This is a genomic window from Arthrobacter sp. efr-133-TYG-104 (assembly GCF_030208915.1).
Lineage (GTDB): Bacteria > Actinomycetota > Actinomycetes > Actinomycetales > Micrococcaceae > Arthrobacter.
Map to the genome: position 1 here is coordinate 23,671 of NZ_JARVTA010000004.1, position 18,741 is coordinate 42,411.

The 18,741-nt window shown below is 61.0% G+C and carries 19 protein-coding genes; 12 read left to right on the forward strand and 7 right to left on the reverse strand.

Annotated features, from left to right (window positions below):
- The first annotated feature begins 17 nt into the window (after positions 1–17).
- From hpaE to QRN04_RS04490, 5 genes are all read left to right on the forward strand, one after another.
- Positions 18–1,532, forward strand: coding sequence for a 5-carboxymethyl-2-hydroxymuconate semialdehyde dehydrogenase (gene hpaE / locus QRN04_RS04470; protein ID WP_284975065.1), 1,515 nt, complete (start codon positions 18–20; stop codon positions 1,530–1,532).
- Positions 1,533–1,562: 30 nt separating this feature from the next.
- Positions 1,563–2,654 (forward strand): 3,4-dihydroxyphenylacetate 2,3-dioxygenase, encoded by a 1,092-nt coding sequence (gene hpaD / locus QRN04_RS04475; RefSeq protein ID WP_284974955.1) that lies wholly within the window; start codon positions 1,563–1,565, stop codon positions 2,652–2,654.
- A 2-nt stretch (positions 2,655–2,656) separates the two neighbouring features.
- Positions 2,657–3,442, forward strand: coding sequence for a 2-oxo-hept-4-ene-1,7-dioate hydratase (gene hpaH, locus QRN04_RS04480; protein WP_284974956.1), 786 nt, complete (start codon positions 2,657–2,659; stop codon positions 3,440–3,442).
- A complete protein-coding gene (locus tag QRN04_RS04485; protein ID WP_284974957.1) occupies positions 3,427–4,230 on the forward strand; it encodes an HpcH/HpaI aldolase family protein in 804 nt (267 codons plus the stop codon). The genes hpaH and QRN04_RS04485 overlap by 16 nt, the downstream gene beginning before the upstream one ends.
- Positions 4,231–4,292: 62 nt before the next feature.
- Complete coding sequence (locus QRN04_RS04490; RefSeq protein WP_284974958.1) at positions 4,293–5,702, forward strand: MFS transporter; 1,410 nt, start codon at positions 4,293–4,295, stop codon at positions 5,700–5,702.
- 96 nt (positions 5,703–5,798) lie between these two features.
- Here QRN04_RS04490 and QRN04_RS04495 read toward each other — a convergent pair whose 3' ends face one another.
- The 3 genes from QRN04_RS04495 to purB form a co-directional block, all read right to left on the reverse strand.
- Positions 5,799–6,233: an acyl-CoA thioesterase gene (locus QRN04_RS04495; protein ID WP_284974959.1), complete on the reverse strand. Its 435-nt coding sequence runs from the start codon at positions 6,231–6,233 to the stop codon at positions 5,799–5,801.
- A 62-nt stretch (positions 6,234–6,295) separates the two neighbouring features.
- Positions 6,296–6,799: a GNAT family N-acetyltransferase gene (locus tag QRN04_RS04500; protein WP_284974960.1), complete on the reverse strand. Its 504-nt coding sequence runs from the start codon at positions 6,797–6,799 to the stop codon at positions 6,296–6,298.
- A 249-nt stretch (positions 6,800–7,048) separates the two neighbouring features.
- Complete coding sequence (gene purB, locus QRN04_RS04505; protein WP_284974961.1) at positions 7,049–8,455, reverse strand: adenylosuccinate lyase; 1,407 nt, start codon at positions 8,453–8,455, stop codon at positions 7,049–7,051.
- Positions 8,456–8,624: 169 nt separating this feature from the next.
- On the opposite strand from purB, the gene QRN04_RS04510 reads away from it, so the two are divergent.
- Positions 8,625–8,936, forward strand: a complete 312-nt coding sequence (locus QRN04_RS04510; protein WP_284974962.1) for a hypothetical protein — start codon at positions 8,625–8,627, stop codon at positions 8,934–8,936.
- Positions 8,936–10,282: a hypothetical protein gene (locus QRN04_RS04515; RefSeq protein WP_284974963.1), complete on the forward strand. Its 1,347-nt coding sequence runs from the start codon at positions 8,936–8,938 to the stop codon at positions 10,280–10,282. Before QRN04_RS04510 ends, QRN04_RS04515 begins: the two co-directional genes overlap by 1 nt.
- Before the next feature lie 11 nt (positions 10,283–10,293).
- On the opposite strand, the gene QRN04_RS04520 is transcribed toward QRN04_RS04515, so the two are convergent.
- Positions 10,294–10,722 (reverse strand): phage holin family protein, encoded by a 429-nt coding sequence (locus QRN04_RS04520; RefSeq protein WP_284974964.1) that lies wholly within the window; start codon positions 10,720–10,722, stop codon positions 10,294–10,296.
- A 72-nt stretch (positions 10,723–10,794) separates the two neighbouring features.
- On the opposite strand from QRN04_RS04520, the gene QRN04_RS04525 reads away from it, so the two are divergent.
- The 5 genes from QRN04_RS04525 to QRN04_RS04545 all read left to right on the forward strand — a co-directional run bounded on the left by QRN04_RS04525 (position 10,795) and on the right by QRN04_RS04545 (position 16,401).
- The gene (locus QRN04_RS04525; protein WP_284974965.1) at positions 10,795–11,913 is read left to right on the forward strand and encodes a histidinol-phosphate transaminase; all 1,119 of its coding nucleotides are present in this window, start codon (positions 10,795–10,797) and stop codon (positions 11,911–11,913) included.
- Between the two features lie 149 nt (positions 11,914–12,062).
- A complete protein-coding gene (gene pdhA / locus QRN04_RS04530; RefSeq protein WP_502868759.1) occupies positions 12,063–13,253 on the forward strand; it encodes a pyruvate dehydrogenase (acetyl-transferring) E1 component subunit alpha in 1,191 nt (396 codons plus the stop codon).
- The gene (locus QRN04_RS04535) at positions 13,253–14,233 is read left to right on the forward strand and encodes an alpha-ketoacid dehydrogenase subunit beta (protein WP_284974966.1); all 981 of its coding nucleotides are present in this window, start codon (positions 13,253–13,255) and stop codon (positions 14,231–14,233) included. Before pdhA ends, QRN04_RS04535 begins: the two co-directional genes overlap by 1 nt.
- Before the next feature lie 52 nt (positions 14,234–14,285).
- A complete protein-coding gene (locus QRN04_RS04540; protein ID WP_284974967.1) occupies positions 14,286–15,782 on the forward strand; it encodes a dihydrolipoamide acetyltransferase family protein in 1,497 nt (498 codons plus the stop codon).
- Complete coding sequence (locus QRN04_RS04545; RefSeq protein ID WP_284974968.1) at positions 15,775–16,401, forward strand: phosphatidic acid phosphatase; 627 nt, start codon at positions 15,775–15,777, stop codon at positions 16,399–16,401. Before QRN04_RS04540 ends, QRN04_RS04545 begins: the two co-directional genes overlap by 8 nt.
- A gap of 59 nt (positions 16,402–16,460) precedes the next feature.
- Here QRN04_RS04545 and QRN04_RS04550 read toward each other — a convergent pair whose 3' ends face one another.
- The 3 genes from QRN04_RS04550 to QRN04_RS04560 all read right to left on the reverse strand — a co-directional run bounded on the left by QRN04_RS04550 (position 16,461) and on the right by QRN04_RS04560 (position 18,675).
- Positions 16,461–16,799 carry a hypothetical protein gene (locus tag QRN04_RS04550; RefSeq protein ID WP_284974969.1) on the reverse strand — a complete coding sequence of 113 codons (339 nt, stop codon included), beginning with the start codon at positions 16,797–16,799 and terminating at the stop codon, positions 16,461–16,463.
- Positions 16,800–16,942: 143 nt separating this feature from the next.
- Positions 16,943–17,371, reverse strand: coding sequence for a universal stress protein (locus QRN04_RS04555; protein ID WP_284974970.1), 429 nt, complete (start codon positions 17,369–17,371; stop codon positions 16,943–16,945).
- Entirely contained in the window at positions 17,368–18,675 is a 1,308-nt protein-coding gene (locus QRN04_RS04560; RefSeq protein ID WP_284974971.1) for an aminotransferase-like domain-containing protein, read from the reverse strand. The genes QRN04_RS04555 and QRN04_RS04560 overlap by 4 nt, the downstream gene beginning before the upstream one ends.
- Positions 18,676–18,741: the final 66 nt, after the last annotated feature.

Here is an 18,741-nt window from a genome sequence, read left to right on the forward strand (position 1 = left end):
GAAAAGGAAAGACAATGATGACTGCTCCTGTAGAGACCACCGCCAAGCATTACATCCCCGAGAACCTGCCCACGCACATCCAGCACTTCATCAACGGCGAATTCGTTGACTCTGTGTCTGGTAAGACTTTCGATGTCCTCGATCCGGTGTCGAACGGCAACTACGCCACCGCCGCGGCCGGCCAGAAGGAAGACATCGACCTCGCGGTCGCCGCTGCACGGGAAGCGTTCGTCAACGGCCCGTGGCCGAAGATGAAGCCACGTGAACGAGCCCGGGTGCTGAACAAAATCGCCGACGCCGTGGAAGCCCAGGAAGCGCGACTCGCCGAGCTCGAAACGTTCGACACCGGCCTGCCGATCACCCAAGCCAAGGGTCAGGCCCTGCGTGCCGCCGAGAATTTCCGCTTCTTCGCGGACTTGATCGTGGCACAGTTCGACGACGCCATGAAGGTCCCCGGTTCGCAGATCAACTACGTGAACCGCAAGCCGATCGGCGTCGCGGGGCTCATCACGCCATGGAACACCCCGTTCATGCTGGAGTCCTGGAAGCTCGCCCCGGCCTTGGCCACCGGCAACACCGTGGTGCTGAAGCCGGCCGAGTTCACGCCGTTGTCCGCGTCCCTCTGGGCCCAGATTTTCAAGGACGCAGGCCTACCCGACGGCGTCTTCAACCTGGTCAACGGCCTGGGCGAGGAAGCCGGCGATGCCTTGGTGAAGCACCCGGACGTCCCGCTGATTTCCTTCACCGGGGAGACCACCACGGGCCAGACGATCTTCCGCAACGCTGCCGCGAACCTCAAGGGCCTGTCCATGGAGCTGGGCGGCAAGTCCCCGTGCGTCGTGTTCGCCGACGCCGACCTGGACGCCGCGATCGATTCGGCCCTCTTCGGTGTGTTCTCGCTCAACGGCGAACGCTGCACCGCGGGCTCACGCATCCTGGTGGAGCGCGCCATCTACGACGAATTCTGCGAGAAGTACGCCGCCCGCGCCAAGAACATCGTGGTGGGAGACCCCCACGATCCCAAGACCCAGGTGGGCGCTCTCGTCCACCCGGAGCACTACGCGAAAGTGGCATCGTACGTGGAGATCGGCAAGTCCGAAGGCCGTCTCCTTGCCGGCGGCGGACGACCCGACCACCTGCCCGAAGGCAACTACATCGCACCCACGGTGTTTGCCGACGTCGCACCTGACGCGCGAATCTTCCAGGAGGAAATCTTCGGTCCCGTCGTGGCCATCACGCCGTTCGAGAACGACGACGAAGCCCTCGCCTTGGCGAACAACACCAAGTACGGCCTGGCGGCCTACATCTGGACCCAGAACCTGACCCGGGCCCACAACTTCTCCCAGAACGTCGAAGCCGGAATGGTGTGGCTCAACAGCCACAATGTCCGTGATCTCCGGACGCCGTTCGGCGGCGTCAAAGCCTCCGGCCTGGGCCACGAGGGCGGCTACCGCTCCATCGACTTCTACACCGACCAGCAGGCCGTGCACATCACGCTCGGCGCTGTGCATACTCCAAAATTCGGCGCCTAGGCTGCCCCCTTTCAACGAAGAGAGACCATCATGAGCAACCCCTTCACCGACCCCATCCCAACTCCCACGGTCCCGGCCCCGGATATCGTCCGTTGCGCGTACATGGACATCGTGGTGACGGACTTGGCCAAGTCACGGGAGTTCTACGTCGACGTCCTTGGTCTGCATGTCACTGAGGAAGACGAGAACACCATCTATTTGCGCTCGTTCGAGGAGTTCATCCACCACAACCTTGTGCTCCGCCAGGGGCCGGTGGCCGCCGTCGCCGCTTTCGCCTACCGCGTGAAGTCCCCGGCCGAGGTGGACGCCGCCGAGGCCTACTACCGCGAGCTGGGCTGCCGTGTGGAGCGCCGCAAGGAAGGCTTCACCAAGGGCGTCGGAGACTCCCTGCGTGTGGAAGATCCGCTCGGCTTCCCGTACGAATTCTTCTACGACGTTGAGCACGTGGAGCGCCTCACCCAGCGTTACGACCTCTACTCCGCCGGGGAACTTGTCCGCCTGGACCACTTCAACCAAGTCACCCCGGACGTCCCGCGCGGCCGCAAGTACCTGGAGGACTTGGGCTTCCGGGTCTCCGAGGACATCAAGGATTCCGACGGCGTCACGTACGCCGCGTGGATGCACCGCAAGCAGACCGTGCACGACACCGCACTGACCGGCGGCAACGGTCCCCGCATGCACCACGTTGCGTTCGCCACGCACGAGAAGCACAACATCATCCAGATCTGCGACAAGATGGGTGCCTTGCGCATCTCCGACAGGATCGAACGCGGCCCGGGTCGCCACGGCGTGTCCAATGCGTTCTACCTCTACATCCTGGATCCGGACGGTCACCGCATCGAGATCTACACGCAGGACTACTACACCGGCGATCCCGACAACCCCACCGTCACCTGGGACGTCCACGACAACCAGCGCCGCGACTGGTGGGGCAACCCCGTCGTCCCCTCCTGGTACACCGAAGCCTCTTTGGTCCTGGACCTTGACGGTAACCCGCAGCCCATCATCGAACGCAAAGACAAATCGGAGATGGCTGTCACCATCGGCGCTGATGGGTTCTCCTACACTCGCCCCGCCGGAGGCGAGACCGCGGAGGGTTTCAAACTGGGAGCACAGGTCTAACCATGTTGGACGCGAAGACGATCGAAGCGATAGCTGACGAACTCCTCGAAGCCGGCCGGAACCGTCAGCCGATTTCCCGGTTGACGGCCCGTTACCCCGACATGACGGTTGAGGACTCGTACGCCGTGCAGCAGTTGTGGATGCGGCGGAACGAGGAAGCGGGACGCACGTTGGTGGGGCGAAAGATCGGCCTCACGTCCAAGGCCATGCAGGCCGCTACCGGCATTACAGAGCCGGACTACGGTGCCATTTTTGATGACATGGTCCTGGAAACCGGCTGCTCCGTGGAATGGGACAAGTACACCCACCCACGGGTGGAAGTGGAGCTCGCGTTCGTGCTGAAGTCAGGTCTCAAGGGGCCACGCTGCACCATCTTCGACGTCCTCAATGCCACCGACTACGTGGTTCCGGCCCTCGAAATCCTGGACTCCAGGATCGAAATGGAGGGCCGGACCATCGTGGACACCATCTCGGACAACGCCGCCATGGGTGCCATGGTGATCGGTGGCAGGCCCGTGAAACCTGACGCCGTTGACCTCCGATGGGTATCGGCGATCCTGTACAAAAACCAGACTGTGGAAGAGACAGGCGTGGCCGCCGGCGTCCTGGACCACCCCGCCAACGGCGTCCACTGGCTGGCAAACAAGATCGCCGCGCACGGGGACTCCATGAAGGCCGGAGATATCATCCTGGCAGGCTCGTTTACCCGGCCGATGTGGGTGTACAAAGGTGATACCGTGCACGCGGACTACGGACCGTTGGGAGTGGTGACATGCAACTTCGACTGAACCCCACGTTCTACTCGGCCCTGAGTGAAGCGGGCCGTCCACTCGCTGGCATGTGGGTCTGTTCCGGCAGCCCCTTGGTGGCCGAAATCTGCGCCGGCTCGGGATTGGATTGGGTGCTGATCGATGCTGAGCACAGTCCCAATGGCCTTGAATCGATCCTCGCGCAGCTTTACGCCGTCAGCGGTTATCCCGTGCAAGCCATGGTCCGGCCACCGGTCAACGATGCCGTGGTCATCAAGCAATACCTCGATCTTGGCGTGCAAAACCTCATGGTCCCCATGGTGAACTCGGCATTCGAGGCCGCGTCAGCGGTCGCGGCCATTCGCTACCCGCCCCACGGGGTTCGGGGCGTCGGATCCGCGCTGGCCCGGTCCTCACGATGGAACCGTGTGCCGGAGTACCTTGGCACGGCCTCTGACACCATCAGCCTCACCGTCCAAATCGAATCCGAAGCTTCAGCCTCAGCCGTGGAAGAGATTCTTGCCGTGGACGGCGTAGACGGCATCTTCCTCGGCCCTTCGGACCTCGCGGCCTCCATGGGCTTGCTGGGACAGCAGGAAAATCCTTTGGTGAGGGCCGTCGTCGAGCACTGCCTTGAAGCCGCTAAAGCGGCTGGCAAGCCTGCCGGCGTCAACGCCTTCAATCAGGCCACAGCCCGCGCCTACCTCGACGCCGGTGCCTCCTTCGTGCTCGTCGGCGCCGACGTTTCGGTGCTGGCCAGGGCGTCGGAGAGTTTTGCTTCCACTTTCATTCCCGTGTCCGAGGCGACGAAGCGCGAGAGCTACTGACGCCTGGCCCCACCCACCTATCGCGGTCACAACGCTGTGCCCGCGGGAAATGAGTTACCCTCATGAGCGCATCAACCTCTGCCCGGGGCGGAGTAGCACACAGTCATTCAGCGCGGAGCAACCGCCGAGTAGCCTTTGCCACGATTGTCGGCACCACGGTGGAGTGGTACGACTTCTTCATCTATGCCAATGCTGCCGGCCTGATCTTCGCCAAACTCTTTTTCGAACCCGCGGGCGCCGATATTGCGCTGCTGATTTCCTTTGCATCAGTTGGACTGAGTTTCCTGTTCAGGCCGCTGGGCGCTTTCCTGGCAGGGCACTTTGGGGACAAACTCGGTCGGCGCGCCATGCTGGTCCTGACACTGGTCCTGATGGGCGCAGCCACCACCTTGATCGGTGTCTTGCCCACATACCAAACGGCAGGGTTGGCCGCACCGATCCTGCTGCTGCTCCTTCGAATCCTGCAGGGTATCTCAGCCGGTGGCGAATGGGGCGGAGCCGTCCTGATGGCAGTAGAGCACGCACCTACCAACAAACGGGGACTCTTCGGATCCTTCCCGCAACTGGGAGTACCGCTTGGCATGCTCCTGGCGTCCGGCGTCCTTACGCTGATGTCGGGAGTGATTGCGCCGGGTGCCGCTTTCGAGCAGTGGGGCTGGCGCGTCCCGTTCCTGCTCAGCTTCGTGTTGATCATCGTCGGGTTCGTTGTCCGCAGGGGTGTGGACGAAAGCCCCGTTTTCTCCGAGATCGCCGCCCGGAAGCAGCAGACCAGGGTTCCCATCGTTGAGCTGTTCAAGAAGCACTGGCTGCTCGTGATACTCGCTGCGCTGATCTTCGCGGGAAACAACGCCGCCGGGTACATGACCACTGGAGGCTACATCCTGAGTTATGCCACGGCACCCAAGGGCCTGGCTATGGACCGCACCCAGGTTTTGCTGGCCATCACCGCTTCTGCCGCCCTGTGGTTCGTTTTCACGCTCTTCGCGGGTTATCTTGCCGACAGCATCGGGCGGAAGAGGACGTACATCATTGGTTATGCGTGCCTGATCGTCACCTTCTTCCCGTTGTTTTGGCTGATCAACACCGGCAACATCTGGGCCATGACGGCCGCGTTGGCACTCTTCAGCGTGGGACTGGGGCTCACCTATGGGCCGCAGGCCGCTCTTTACAGCGAGCTCTTCCCGGCCTCGATCCGTTTCTCCGGAGTAGCTATCTCCTACGCGCTGGGCTCCATCATCGGCGGAGCTTTCGCGCCGACCATTGCCACGGCCCTTGTCCAAGCGACAGGCACAACCATGAGCGTCTCCGCCTACTTGCTGATCGTCGCGTTGATCTCCGCGGGAGCTGTTCTGTTGACCCGCGAGCGCAAGGGAATCGATTTGGGCATCGACAACCAAGCCGAACAAGAGGTTGGCGCAACGGTCTTCGATCGGCGTCGTTCTTCCACCCAGAAGGTTAGCCAGGGCGTTTGACGCCAGCGCCGGTCTGACTTTCAGGAGGGGTTGTTCCCAAGGGGAGCAGCCCCTCCTGCCAGTTAATTGGGCTGAGTACGCGTCGTGGGGTGCCGTTTAGTCCTCGTCGAGCGGCTTGGTGAGGTGGTGCGTGGGGATGCGGTCACGGTCATAGGTGATCTCCGTGTAACCATGCGGCTCCGGGCGTCCGTCACTTCCCAGGTTCACGAAGACGATCTCCTCAATGGTCAGGATGGATTGCCGGGTGATCATGTTGCGGACCTCGGCACGCATGGTCAGTGACGTGCGGCCAAACCGCTTGGCCGTCAGGCCCATCTCGATCAGGTCGCCCTGCACCGCCGAACTCACAAAGTTGATCTCTGAGATGTACTTGGTGACAGCCCGGCCATTGCCAAGCTGGAGGATGGCGTAGATCGCGGCCTCTTCATCGATCCACTTCAGCAGGCTACCGCCGAAGAGCGTGCCATTGGCGTTCAGGTCCTCGGGCCGCACCCATTTACGCGTGCGGAAGGTGATATCTGCTTTTTCCATAATTTGAGATTATCGAACTGTACCGAGGTGTGCTTGATGTTGCCGTCTCAACCTGCGCCCGCTTAGGCCATGGCTGTGTGCGAGGCACTATGTGAATCGATGTGCTTGGAATAGCAATGCGAATCCGTTACGCCGATATATGGCTCGAAGTTTGGCACTGGGGCAAACCCTGCGCTCTCGTAAAAGCTGCGGCCATCCGACTGGGCAGACCCCGCCTCCGCTGTGATCACGCTGAAGCCATGCGAGTGGGCTTGGGCTTCCAAGGCGGCGAGTATTGAGCTGGCAACCCCGGACCCGCGGGCATACGGAACCACGTAGAGCCTTTTGATCTCTGCGGTGTTTTCGTCGAGCATCCTCAAGCCTCCGCAGCCCAAGGGTTGTCCCGAGCACCTCTCATAGGCCACCACGAAAACGGCCGTATCAGCCTCCGAAGGGGCCGGACCAGGCTCGTGGTCTGTGGTTCCAAAGCGCGAATCCAATTCGGCCTGTTGTGCGGCTCGGAGGTCTGCACCCACCGGGTTTGCCCATGTGACCTGCCGGATGTTGAGCCGTGGATTGGTCTGCATGTATGCCTCTTTCGCCGCGTGGTGAGGTTCCTATGCGACTCAAGCCTAGGTAGGGCGAGTTACCACTGTGTTTCCTGCTCGTAAGCGTCCGGAGAATTGCGCGCCGCCACCCGAAAGGTATGGCGCGGTTATGTGATGCGCCATTAAGCGATGGTGCCATTAAGAGGCGACGGCGGACCGGGGCACACAGCCCCGTCCCGCCGTCGACGTGCGTCCGTCACCTGTGATGGCAACACCGCAGGAGATGGTCTACCGCAGGTGGTCCACCAGCTTGTCGGCGATGCCTGTGTACTTACCCGGGGTAAGTTCCAAGAGCCGAGCTTCAGCGTCCTTGGAAAGACCCAGGCCCTGCACGAATTCCTGCATTCTGGCGCCGTCCACGCGCTGGCCGCGCGTGAGGTCCTTCAACCGCTCGTACGGGTTTTCCATGCCCTCGACACCGGCGATTGCCTCCGCGCGCATCACCATCTGGATCGCCTCGCCAAGGACTTCCCAGTTGGTGTTGAGGTCGGCTGCGAGGACTTCTTCGGCCACATCAAGTGCCTTGAGGCCCTTGGCAACATTTGAGATAGCGAGCAGGGAGTGACCGAAGGCGACACCGATGTTGCGCTGGGAGGAGGAATCCGTGAGGTCGCGCTGCCAACGCGAGGTAACCAGCGTGGCGGCCAGTGTATCGAGAAGGCCGTTGGAGATTTCCAGGTTCGCTTCGGCGTTCTCGAATCGGATCGGGTTGACCTTGTGCGGCATGGTGGAGGAACCCGTGGCACCGGCAACCGGTATCTGCCGGAAGTAACCGATGGAAATGTAGCTCCAGATGTCGGTGCAGACATTGTGCAGGATACGGTTGAAACGCGCGATGTCAGCGTAAAGCTCGGCCTGCCAGTCGTGGCTCTCGATCTGCGTGGTGAGCGGGTTCCACGCCAGGCCGAGCCCTTCCACGAACGTCTTGGCAACGGCCTCCCAGTCAGCGCTGGGGACAGACGCTACGTGCGCGGCGTAGGTGCCGGTTGCGCCATTGATTTTGCCAAGGTATTCGGTCTTGGCGATGCGGGTGAGTTGCCGGTTCAGGCGGTGGGCTATCACCGCAAGTTCCTTGCCGAGCGTAGTAGGAGTCGCGGGCTGCCCGTGCGTGCGGGACAGCATCGGCACGGAGCGGTTGGCCTCTGCCATGGCCTCGATCTGCTGGACCAGGGCTTTTGCGTTGGGGAGCCAAACGTCCTCCACGGCACCTTTGATGCCCACAGCGTAGGAGAGGTTATTGATGTCCTCAGACGTGCAGCCGAAGTGGACCATGGCGGTCAGGTTCTCGATGCCGATGGCGGCCAGGCGACGCCCGATGTAGTACTCCACGGCCTTGACGTCGTGAACAGTGACCGCTTCGATTTCCGCCAGTTCATTGACCGACTCCGCATTGAACTCCGTCACGATGGACCGCAACTGAGAGACCTGCTGGTCCGTGAGGGGACCGGCGCCCGGCAGCACCGACTGGCTGGTGAGGTGAATCAGCCACTCGACTTCCACATGAACACGGTCGCGGTTCAGGGCCGCCTCGGACAAGTAGTCAACGAGCGGCGCGACGGCGGCGCGATAGCGGCCGTCGAGGGCGCCAAGGGCGAGAGGTTCGGAAGCGAGGGACACGCGAGGGGATTCAGCCATGGTGCCTATTCTTTCATGCTCTACGGCTGTCCCGGGCGTTGGTGACAGGCGCTCTGTGGACAGTCATTTGCGTTTTCCACATAGGGGAGGTCAGCAGTTCCTTAGGCTCCCAGGGCTCCGTAATCTCGTAGCCACAGAACCGCATAACAAATCAAATGGAGCAAAGGACATGAGCGTCGGCTTGATCCCTGCAGCCACCCCGCCCACATTCGACCCCCTGGAGTGTGCATCGCGTAGCCATGACGTGCAGAGGCTCGCCTGGCGCATCAAGGCATGTGTGGACCTCGCCGATACCGCGTTGGCGTCGCTGCGGAGAGCGCAGATGGAAGACTGGCAATCACCGGCCGGGCAGGCTTATCGAACAACGGTTGCCTTGCAGGCCGCAGCCCTGATGCGTGCAAGGGGGACCATGGAGCACGCAGTGGCAATGGTGCTCCGTTATTCCAGAAGTGTTTCCGTCTCCGGCGGGACCGGTCCCTGATGGCCGATGCCGTTTCTTTCGGTGACGGATCCGCTCTCCAACCCTTGCCGCCGGTCAGGGATGGCAGCCTTTCCATCAGGGGCGGGGTGGGTGGCATCTCTTTTCAACTGGAGGAGCTTTCCCGCGGCGCAGACCAGTTGGACGAGGTTGCCCAACAACTGCTGGAGATCGAAGCGGAGGCGCGCAAGGTTCACGATGAGCTGGAGATGTTCGCCCGGAATGCCGTGGTGTCCGGCTACCCGGCCGTCAACGCTGTGGGAGAAGCTCGCAGTGACTTCGGCAAGGTGCGCGAACAACTAACCGGCATCAGCGCCCAGGTTCGCTCGAGCCGCCGCGCGTACGAGGATGTTGAAACCCGGAACGCGCTGCCACACGTACTGCGTCCCGATCAGATCAGATGGTCCGGGGCGCCGGGGGTTTTGGCTGCCGGCCGGGATATGACCCAGGAAACCTATAACAGGCTCATTGCCACCGGGTACCGAGTGGGCGACGTATTGCATGAGCTGCTGAAGTCGCCATTCTTGGAGGGGATGCAGCCGCGACCCGTCACGATCGAGAAGATGGACGAGTCCGTGGAGGAATTCCGGCCAACAATGGCTGGTAGCCTGCGTCGGCTTGAAAAGCTGCACGCCCTGAACGACGGCGAAATCGAGGTCATTCAGCTCGAAAACAGGGGATCTGCTTCGTGGATGGTCCTCATCCCGGGAACCCAACTGGAACCCTCCTCATCCAATCCTTTCGACGCTGCCGGTGTCGGTGAGGCGCTCGGGTATGGCTCCCAAGAGGTCATACCGGCAATCGGGCAGGCACTGGAGGCAGCCGGTGCAGCGGCCGGGGACCAAGTGGTCGCTGTCGGCCACAGCCAAGGGGGAATTCACGCCATGAATTTGGCTCAAGACAAGGCGTTCCTTAGCGAGTTCGACCTCAAGTTTGTACTGACCGCGGGATCGCCGGTCGGCGGTATCACGTCGGAACCGGGCATCAGTGCGCTGCATTTGGAACACATCCAGGACTGGGTACCAGGAACAGATGGGGCCGATAATCCAGACACCAAGGACAGAGTTACCGTCACGCTGACAAACCCCGTCGAAACCCCAAAGGGACAAGATTCAGGACTGGGCCCCGGGCACGACCAAGAGAATTATGCGGCCGGGGCGGAGCTGGTCAGCGCGAGCCACGACCCCTCATTGTTAGCCTCAAGTGCTGCCTTCGCTGGGGCTGTCGGGAGTGGGGGCGCAGTGAAGGTAACTCACTTCAAACTCAAGCGACAGCCGATGCGGCAACGGAAAGACATCTTGCCTCCCAAAGATCTGCCTGAGACCCGATCAGTGGCAGGGGCGCGATAAGTGTTGGATACTCAGCGCCGACGGGCGCCGGGGATTAGGCCCGCAACCATGGAAATAATGCTGATGATGATTGCAGCCAAGACAGCCGTCCAGAAAAAGGAATCGATGGTGAGGTGGACGGGCGTGAAACTACTTAGCCACGCAGTCAGGTACAGCATGGCCGCATTGATGATGATGGTGAACAGTCCCAGCGTCAGGATCGTCACAGGAAGCGAAAGTACCTTAACCAACGGGCGAACGAACGCATTGACCACCCCGAAGATGAGGCCGATGAAGAGGTACGCAAGGACTATGCCCACGGTGTCCGCTCCTTGCGCGAGCCCGGCATTTGTTGCCGCCCGCTCTGTGGCAGTCGTTGAGATATCCATACCGTCCAGCAACCATGTGGCAACCCACAGGGCAAGGCCGTTGATGAGGACGCGGATGATGAATGAACCCATAGACCCATGGTTCCACACAGGCCGGCCGATCAGCCCAACAACAGCCACGGATCGGCAAGTAGGCTTGAATCCATGACTACTACTGACAACGCACCGGAGGGCGTACTCCCTCGCCCGGTCGTGGACAGGCTCCCCAAGTACGCAGCCGGCAAACCTCCCGCTGTAATTGAGGGCCTCACTAGCTACAAATTGTCGTCAAACGAGAATCCCTTACCCCCGGTTCCTGCAGTGCTGCAGGCGATCGCGGACCAGACCGACATCAACCGCTACCCTGACCCCCTGGCCACCAAGCTGCGAAATGCCTTGGCCGATTTCCTCGATGTCCCGGCCGACGACGTCGTTACTGGCGCCGGCAGCTTGGGGGCGTTGAACCAGATCCTCGCCACTTTCGCCGGACAGAACGAGGACGGCAAACAGGACGAGGTTATCTACGCTTGGCGTTCTTTCGAGGCATACCCGATTTGTGTCGGGTTGGCGGGTGCGGGAAGCGTCCGGATCCCGCTTCTCCCGGACGGTCGCCATGACCTGGAAACCATGGCCGCTGCGGTGACGGTTCGTACCAAAGTCATTCTGCTCTGCACACCGAATAACCCGACTGGTCCCATCCTCACCGCAGAAGAAACTGAGCGATTCATCCAATCGGTTCCGCCCGGCGTCGTGGTGGTCATCGATGAGGCCTATCAGGAATTTGTGCGGGATGAACGGGCTGTCGATGGGATCCAGCTCTATCGGAAGTATCCCAACGTGGTGGTGTTGAGGACTTTCTCCAAGGCTCATGGCCTCGCAGGCCTGCGCGTTGGGTACAGCGTTTCCGGCCCCTTGATTACCCAGCACCTCCGTGTCACCGCCACACCCTTCGCAGTATCGCAAATCGCGGAGCGGGCAGCGGTGGCTTCCATCGAAAACTATGACCAGGTTGTGGAGAGGGTACAAAGCCTGGTGGACGAGCGGGATCGGGTGACCGCTGGCCTGAGGGAGCTCGGATGGTTCATTCCGGAGCCCCAAGGCAACTTTGTCTGGCTCAATTTGGGTAAGCACAGCGGTGAATTCTCGGCACTCGCAGCCGAGAAAGCCCTGTCAGTTCGTGCCTTCGGTGATGAAGGCGTCCGCGTCACCATCGGTGAGGTCGAGGCCAACACCCGCTTTCTGGAACTCTGTGCAAGGTATACAAACCCGCCGCAGCGTTCCTAGCGGTTAACATGTGCACCAAGATTCCTTACTCCCGATAAAGTAAGGACGAAAGCCAAAATATATGCCAGTTCCGGAATGCATTCCGGAACTGGCATATATCCCAGCGAAAGACATCGCCGCGGCGCCGCCGTGGAAGCAAGGAGACGGGTATGGGCCAGGGACAACTACCCCACGGTACGGAAGAAACTCTCGCGGCGACCACCGCGGCAGCGGCCGCGCCGGCCGAACCGGTGGACATGGTTCAGTTGCTCGGGCCCGACGGAAAACTCGGCACTGATCCCGTGTTCTCGGATTACGCCAAGCGCATCGATCCGGAAAAACTGAAGGTCTTCTATACCGACATGGCCCGAATCCGTCGCTTCGACCAGGAAGCCACGGCGTTGCAGCGCCAAGGAGAGTTGGCTCTCTGGGTGCCGCTGACTGGCCAGGAAGCCGCGCAGATCGGTTCCGGACATGCCAGCGAACCTCAGGATTACATCTTTCCCACGTACCGGGAACATGGCGTTGCCCTGGTCCGCAACGTGGACCTGGCCGAATTGCTCAAGCAATTCCGTGGAGTCTCCAACGGTGGCTGGGACCCGCGCGAGAACAACTTCCACCTCTACACCCTGGTGCTTGCCGCGCAGACTCTGCATGCGGTCGGTTACGCCATGGGCATCCAGCGGGACCAGAAACTTGCTGCTGAGGGCTCTGCTGATCCGAAGGCCGCGGTCATCGCTTACTTCGGCGATGGCGCCAGCTCCGAAGGCGACGTCCACGAGTCCATGGTCTTTGCGGCTTCGTACGATGCGCCCGTGGTTTTCTTCTGCCAAAACAACCATTGGGCTATTTCGGTGCCCACGGAAGTCCAGACCAAGGTCCCTTTGGCCAATCGGGCGAAGGGCTACGGTTTCCCAGGGATTCGTGTAGATGGCAATGATGTCATCGCAGTTCACGCCGTCACGGAGTGGGCTCTCGAACATGCCAGGGAGGGCCGGGGCCCGGTGCTGATTGAGGCCTACACCTACCGCGTCGGTGCCCACACCACTGCCGACGATCCCACTAAGTACCGGGAATCTGCGGAAGAAGCTGCCTGGCGCGAGAAGGATCCCTTGGATCGGCTGGAGAAGTACTTGCGGGCGGAAGGCTTGGCTGATGAAGCCTTCTTCGACCAGGTCGCGGCCGACGGCGATGAACTGGCCAAATATGTCCGGAGCACCACTCATGGCATTGAAGTGCCTGACATTCGCGAAGCCTTCGCCAGCGTCTACGCCGAAAAGCATCCGTTGATTGCCGAGGAATTAGCTTGGTTTGAGGAATACTCGGCAGGGTTCGAAAGTGACCAGGAGGCAACCAACTAATGGCGACCATGACCATTGCCAAGGCCATTAACGAGGGCCTGCGAGCTTCACTGACCGCCTATCCCAAGTCGTTGTTGATGGGCGAGGACATCGGGCACCTCGGCGGCGTCTACCGCGTCACGGACGGCTTGATCAAGGAATTCGGCGATGATCGCGTTCTGGACACGCCATTGGCTGAATCGGGGATCATAGGTACCGCGATCGGCTTGGCGTTGCGGGGATATTCGCCCGTGTGCGAGATCCAGTTCGACGGCTTTGTATATCCTGCCTTCAACCAGATCACAACGCAGTTGGCCAAGATCTACTCGCGGAGCCTGGGGAAGCTGAGCGTTCCGGTGGTCATACGCATCCCTTACGGTGGCGGCATCGGATCCATTGAACACCACTCCGAGTCCCCCGAGGCGCTGTTCGCGCACACGGCAGGGTTGCGCATCATTTCACCCTCGAACCCGCACGACGCGTATTGGATGATCCAGAAAGCAATTGAGTGCCAGGATCCGGTGATCTTTTTCGAGCCCAAGCGCCGTTATTGGCTCAAGGGTGAAGTGGATGTTGAAAATCCTGGTTTGTCGGAGGATCCTTTCAAGGCTCACGTGGTCCGTGCGGGAACCGATGCGACCATCGTGGCTTACGGGCCGTTGGTGCCTGTCGCACTGGCAGCGGCAAATGCAGCTGAGGAGGATGGTCGAAGTGTTGAAGTTATCGATCTCCGCTCCATTTCGCCGGTGGATTTCGACACCGTGGAAGCCTCGGTAAAGAAGACCGGCCGTCTCATCGTTGCCCATGAGGCTCCTACTTTTGGTGGCATCGGCGGGGAGATCGCGGCGCGAATCAGCGAACGGGCGTTCCTCCACCTTGAGGCCCCCGTGATCAGGGTGGGCGGTTTCCACATGCCCTACCCTGTTGCCAAAGTTGAAGAGGATTACTTGCCGGATATCGACAAGATCCTCGAAGCGCTCGATCGATCCCTGGCCTACTAGCCCGCCCTGATTCGCCCTGCTTCGTGCGTGGCAAACGACAATCGAGGACCCAGTGACTGTAAAGAAATTCAACTTGCCGGACGTCGGCGAAGGCTTGACAGAGGCCGAGGTAGTGGCATGGAAGGTCAAGCCGGGGGACACCGTGGCCATAAACGATGTACTTTGCGAGATTGAGACTGCAAAGTCGCTCGTAGAGTTGCCCTCGCCATTTGCCGGTACGGTCACCGAACTGCTGGTGGAGGAGGGCATCACGGTGGAGGTCGGCACTGCCATTATTGCCGTTTCCGAGGGGCAAGAGGGTGATTCAGCACCCGCCACTCCCCAAGCTCCCCCCGTGTCGCCAGAGGTGGACGAAGTATTCACACCCGTCTACGGAAAGCTCTCCGCAGAGGACAACGAGCAGCCCGCCACCAGTCCCTTGGTTGGATCCGGTCCAAAGGCCGACGCCGTCAAGCGCCGTGCGCGCAAACGGCCACTCGAAAGCGTGGTCGCCGCGGCTCCGGTAGCCGAGGACGCTGAAGGTACAGTGCAGGACGTGACCTCTGTGTTGCAAGCCAATGCAGCCGAGGTGCCGGCCCCGAAGCGCGTCACGTCGGTTTCCCAAGAATCGCCCGCAACCCGCGGGAGCAGGGCCCTTACAGGCCTCGTGAACAAGGTCCTAGCAAAGCCGCCGGTGCGCAAGTTTGCCCGCGACCTCGGGATTGACCTCGCGGACGTGGTGCCCACAGGACATCGTGGTGAAGTGACGCGCGAAGACTTGGTCAGTTACCAGGCGCAACGAGACGCGGAACTGGACCAAGCGGAAAGTTTCTGGAGCGCGTCCAAGAAGCCACAGGATCAGAGGATCGAACGCATCCCGGTCAAGGGGGTACGCAAGGCGACGGCTCGGGCAATGGTTGACTCTGCGTTCTCAGCTCCCCACGTCAGTATCTTCGTGGACGTTGATGCGAGCCGCACCATGGAATTCGTTAAGCGGCTGAAGGTTTCCCGCGACTTCGAAGGCATCAAGGTTTCCCCCCTCCTCATCCTCGCCAAAGCAGTGATCTGGGCCGCCGCGCGTAACCCCAGCGTCAATGCGACGTGGGTGGATGACTCCGACGGGAAGGGAGCCGCCGAAATCCACGTGAAGCACTACATGAATCTTGGCATTGCGGCCGCAACCCCGCGGGGACTCATGGTGCCCAACATCAAGGATGCGCAGGACCTCTCCTTGAAGGAGCTGGCGCTGGCACTTAACGAACTCGCCACCAAAGCCCGGGCCGGCAAAACGCAACCTGCCGAGATGCAGGGCGGTACCCTAACCGTCACCAACATCGGTGCGCTCGGAATTGATACCGGAACCCCCATCATCAATCCGGGCGAGGTAGCAATCGTTGCCTTCGGAACAATCAAGCAAAAGCCCTGGGTCCTTGATGGGGAAGTCATCCCACGCTGGATCACCACTCTTGGGGGTTCTTTTGACCACCGAGTGGTCGATGGCGACCTGTCCGCCCGGTTTATGGCGGATGTGGCGGCGATCCTTGAAGAACCGGCATTGCTGCTTGACTGAAGGTACGACGTCGGTCGCGCAGCTTTCCGGCAAGTGGCGCGCTGTTGCCCGTGTGCTGACGGAGGTATTCCAACCGCCTGTAGTGGTGACGGTCCTGCTCCTGATCAGTCCTGTCATCGAGCCGGGGTTTCCCGGAACGATATGGTTCGGAGTCTTGGCCGCGGTCTTCGTTTGCTTGCTGCCGCTGGCCTACGTGCTGGTGATGGTGAGGCTGGGCAGGATCACGGACCACCACGTCAGTGACAGACGGCAGAGGCCCGCTTTGCTGATGACGACGCTGGTGTCGGTGCTCGCCGGGCTTCTTCTTCTGCAGGTCCTTCACGCCCCTGTGAGCGTGTCGGTGATGATACTTGCCCTCATTGGCGGCATCGCCGTGTTGGCGGTTGTCAGCGCGTTCTGGAAGATGAGCGGGCATGCCTCGGCGCTTGCCGGCACCACCGTCATAGCCATTCTCATGTTCGGGCCTGCCTGGCTGCCGTTGCTGTTGCTCGTGCCCGCTGTGGGCTGGTCGCGCCTCGTTCTGCGGGCGCACACCGTTGCCCAAGTTGTTATCGGCTCGCTGTCCGGCGGTGTCATCATAGCCGGACTGTGGTGGCTGCTTCGCGAATACATGCTCTGACGAGCAACCCGGAACCCGGAACACGAGCAACCCGAAACACGGGCCACCCCGTGCGGCGCTTAGTACGCCGGGTAGTTGACCAGGAGCGCCTGGAGTTCCGTTGTTGACATGTGCTGGGCCATTTCCACGCTGACTCCCAAGGCCACTGCGGCGACGGTCAGCACGGCGACGGAGACCACCGACAGGAAGCGCCAGTCTTTGCGAAGGATGCTCCGGATCGTCTCCGGCATTTGAATGCTGGGGGAGATCAGGTTCGGTGCGCTGTCCCAGGAGCCGTCGTCGAGCATTGCAATGACCCGGTCATTGGCGCGGTCCAAGCGCATGGTGCTGATGCTGTTGCCGTGACGGGCAAGCAGGATGTCGTGCCCAACGCGTTGGCGCGGCTGCATAGTAAGCATTGAGGATCCCCTGAGATCGAAAAATGGAGGCGGCTCGCACCTTTGGGGCATCTCAATTTTATGACGGTTGCCTTGGGCGCCCGGCTCAAGGGGACGCTAATGCCGGGTGAGAATCCCCACCCGGCACCGTGATCCTGCTCGCTTTAGGCTTCGTCGGTTTTCACGATGTACACGTCGCAGGGGGCAGTGTGAGCCACTGTGTTGGCCACGCTTCCCAGTACGCGGCCAAGTCCTTGCATGCGCCGATTTCCCACCACGATCAGTTGGGCGTGCAGAATTTCGGCCTCCTTGACGAGGGCTTCGCCCGGCTTGCCGTAGGCCGGACCATAGGTCACCTCAAGCCTGTCATCTTTGAGTTGCTCGGCTACTGTTCGGGCCACGGCCTCAGCTTCGGCGGCGTCGGACACCACCCACTTGTCCGTTCCGATCTCAACCACTTCTGTCTTGTTGCTGTCGAAAGCACTCACGACGTGGAGCTTGGCACCCAGCGCTATGGCTAGCTGCTGGGCAGAATGCGCGGCTCTGAGGGCAGTCTCGCTGCCGTCTACTCCGACGATCACAACTCCGGTCATTGTGCTGCTCCTTCATTGGTAGCTTCAATGGCTTCAGCCAGGATGGGGGCCAGTCGACGCACCCCTTCGGCAATGGTATCCGGCGGAACGGCGCTGAACGCCAAGCGGAGCTTGTTCGATACTCCATCCGCCGGCGAGAAAGCGGCCCCGGGGATGAACACGACGCCGGCATCGATGGCCTTACCCAAAAGGGGATAGGTATCCAGACCCTCGGGCAAGGTGACCCACACGAAGAATCCGCCTGCGGGCCTGGTCCACGTCACTCCGGCGGGCATGTGGGTTTCCAACGCTGAGAGCAGGGCCTTGCAACGCTCCGCGTAGAGGGAGCGATACGTCTCGATTTGGCCTTCCCAGTCGTATTCGCGGAGATATGCCGAGACAAGCATTTGGTTCAATGGCGGAGGACAGAGGGTGACTGCCTCGGAGGCCAGATAGAAGCGTCGTTGCAGGTGTGCCGGGACCAAGGCCCAACCGATGCGGAGTCCTGGCGCGAAGATTTTGGAGAAGGAGCCCAGATAGATGACGTCGTCCGGGTTGGCTGCCCGCATGGGCGCAAGCGGTTGTCCGTCAAAGCGAAGAAGCCCGTAGGGGTTGTCTTCGAGGACGATGATATTCGACCTCCGGCATATGTCCACGATCTGCTGCCTGCGTTCCTCAGCCAACGTGATCCCGGAGGGATTGTTGAAGTTGGGAATCGTGTAGAGGAACTTGATGGTTTTGCCCTCTGCTTGCAACGCAGAGATCCGGGCCTCCAGTAGCTCCGGGACCAAGCCGTCGTCGTCCATTTCGACGGGTTCAACCTGCACCTGGTAGGCCTCAAAGGTGTTGAGAGCACCAACGTAGGTTGGGTTCTCGACCAGAACGACGTCGCCCGGGTTGCAGAAAACCTTCGTGGCTACATCTTGGGCTGACTGGGAGCCTGCGGTGATGACGATGTTCTCCGGGCTGGCGTTCGTGATGCCTTCCGCGGCCATGATGGTGCAGATCTGGCTCCGTAACTCCTCCGTTCCCTGCCCTCCGCCGTACTGGAGTGCGGTCATGCCTTCCTCGGCGATGATCTTGGCAGCTGTCTGGCCCAACTTTTCCAGCGGCAAGGATTGGAGATAGGGGTTTCCGCCTGCGAGGGAGACAAGGCCCGGTTGCATCGAAATATCGAAAACGTCCCGAACAGCGGACTGCTTGATGTTGGCGGCCCGCGCAGAGAAGAGTTCCTCATGCGGGTGAGCGGCCGTTGCGGCCCGCTCGATGGCGTCGATGGCTTCAGCGGGCAGCGTGGTGCCGGCATCCAATGTTTCGTGGGTCACACGGAAAGAATACTCCTCAATGTTGCTAAAGAGGCAACACTTGTTGCTCAGAATCATCCGGAGCGT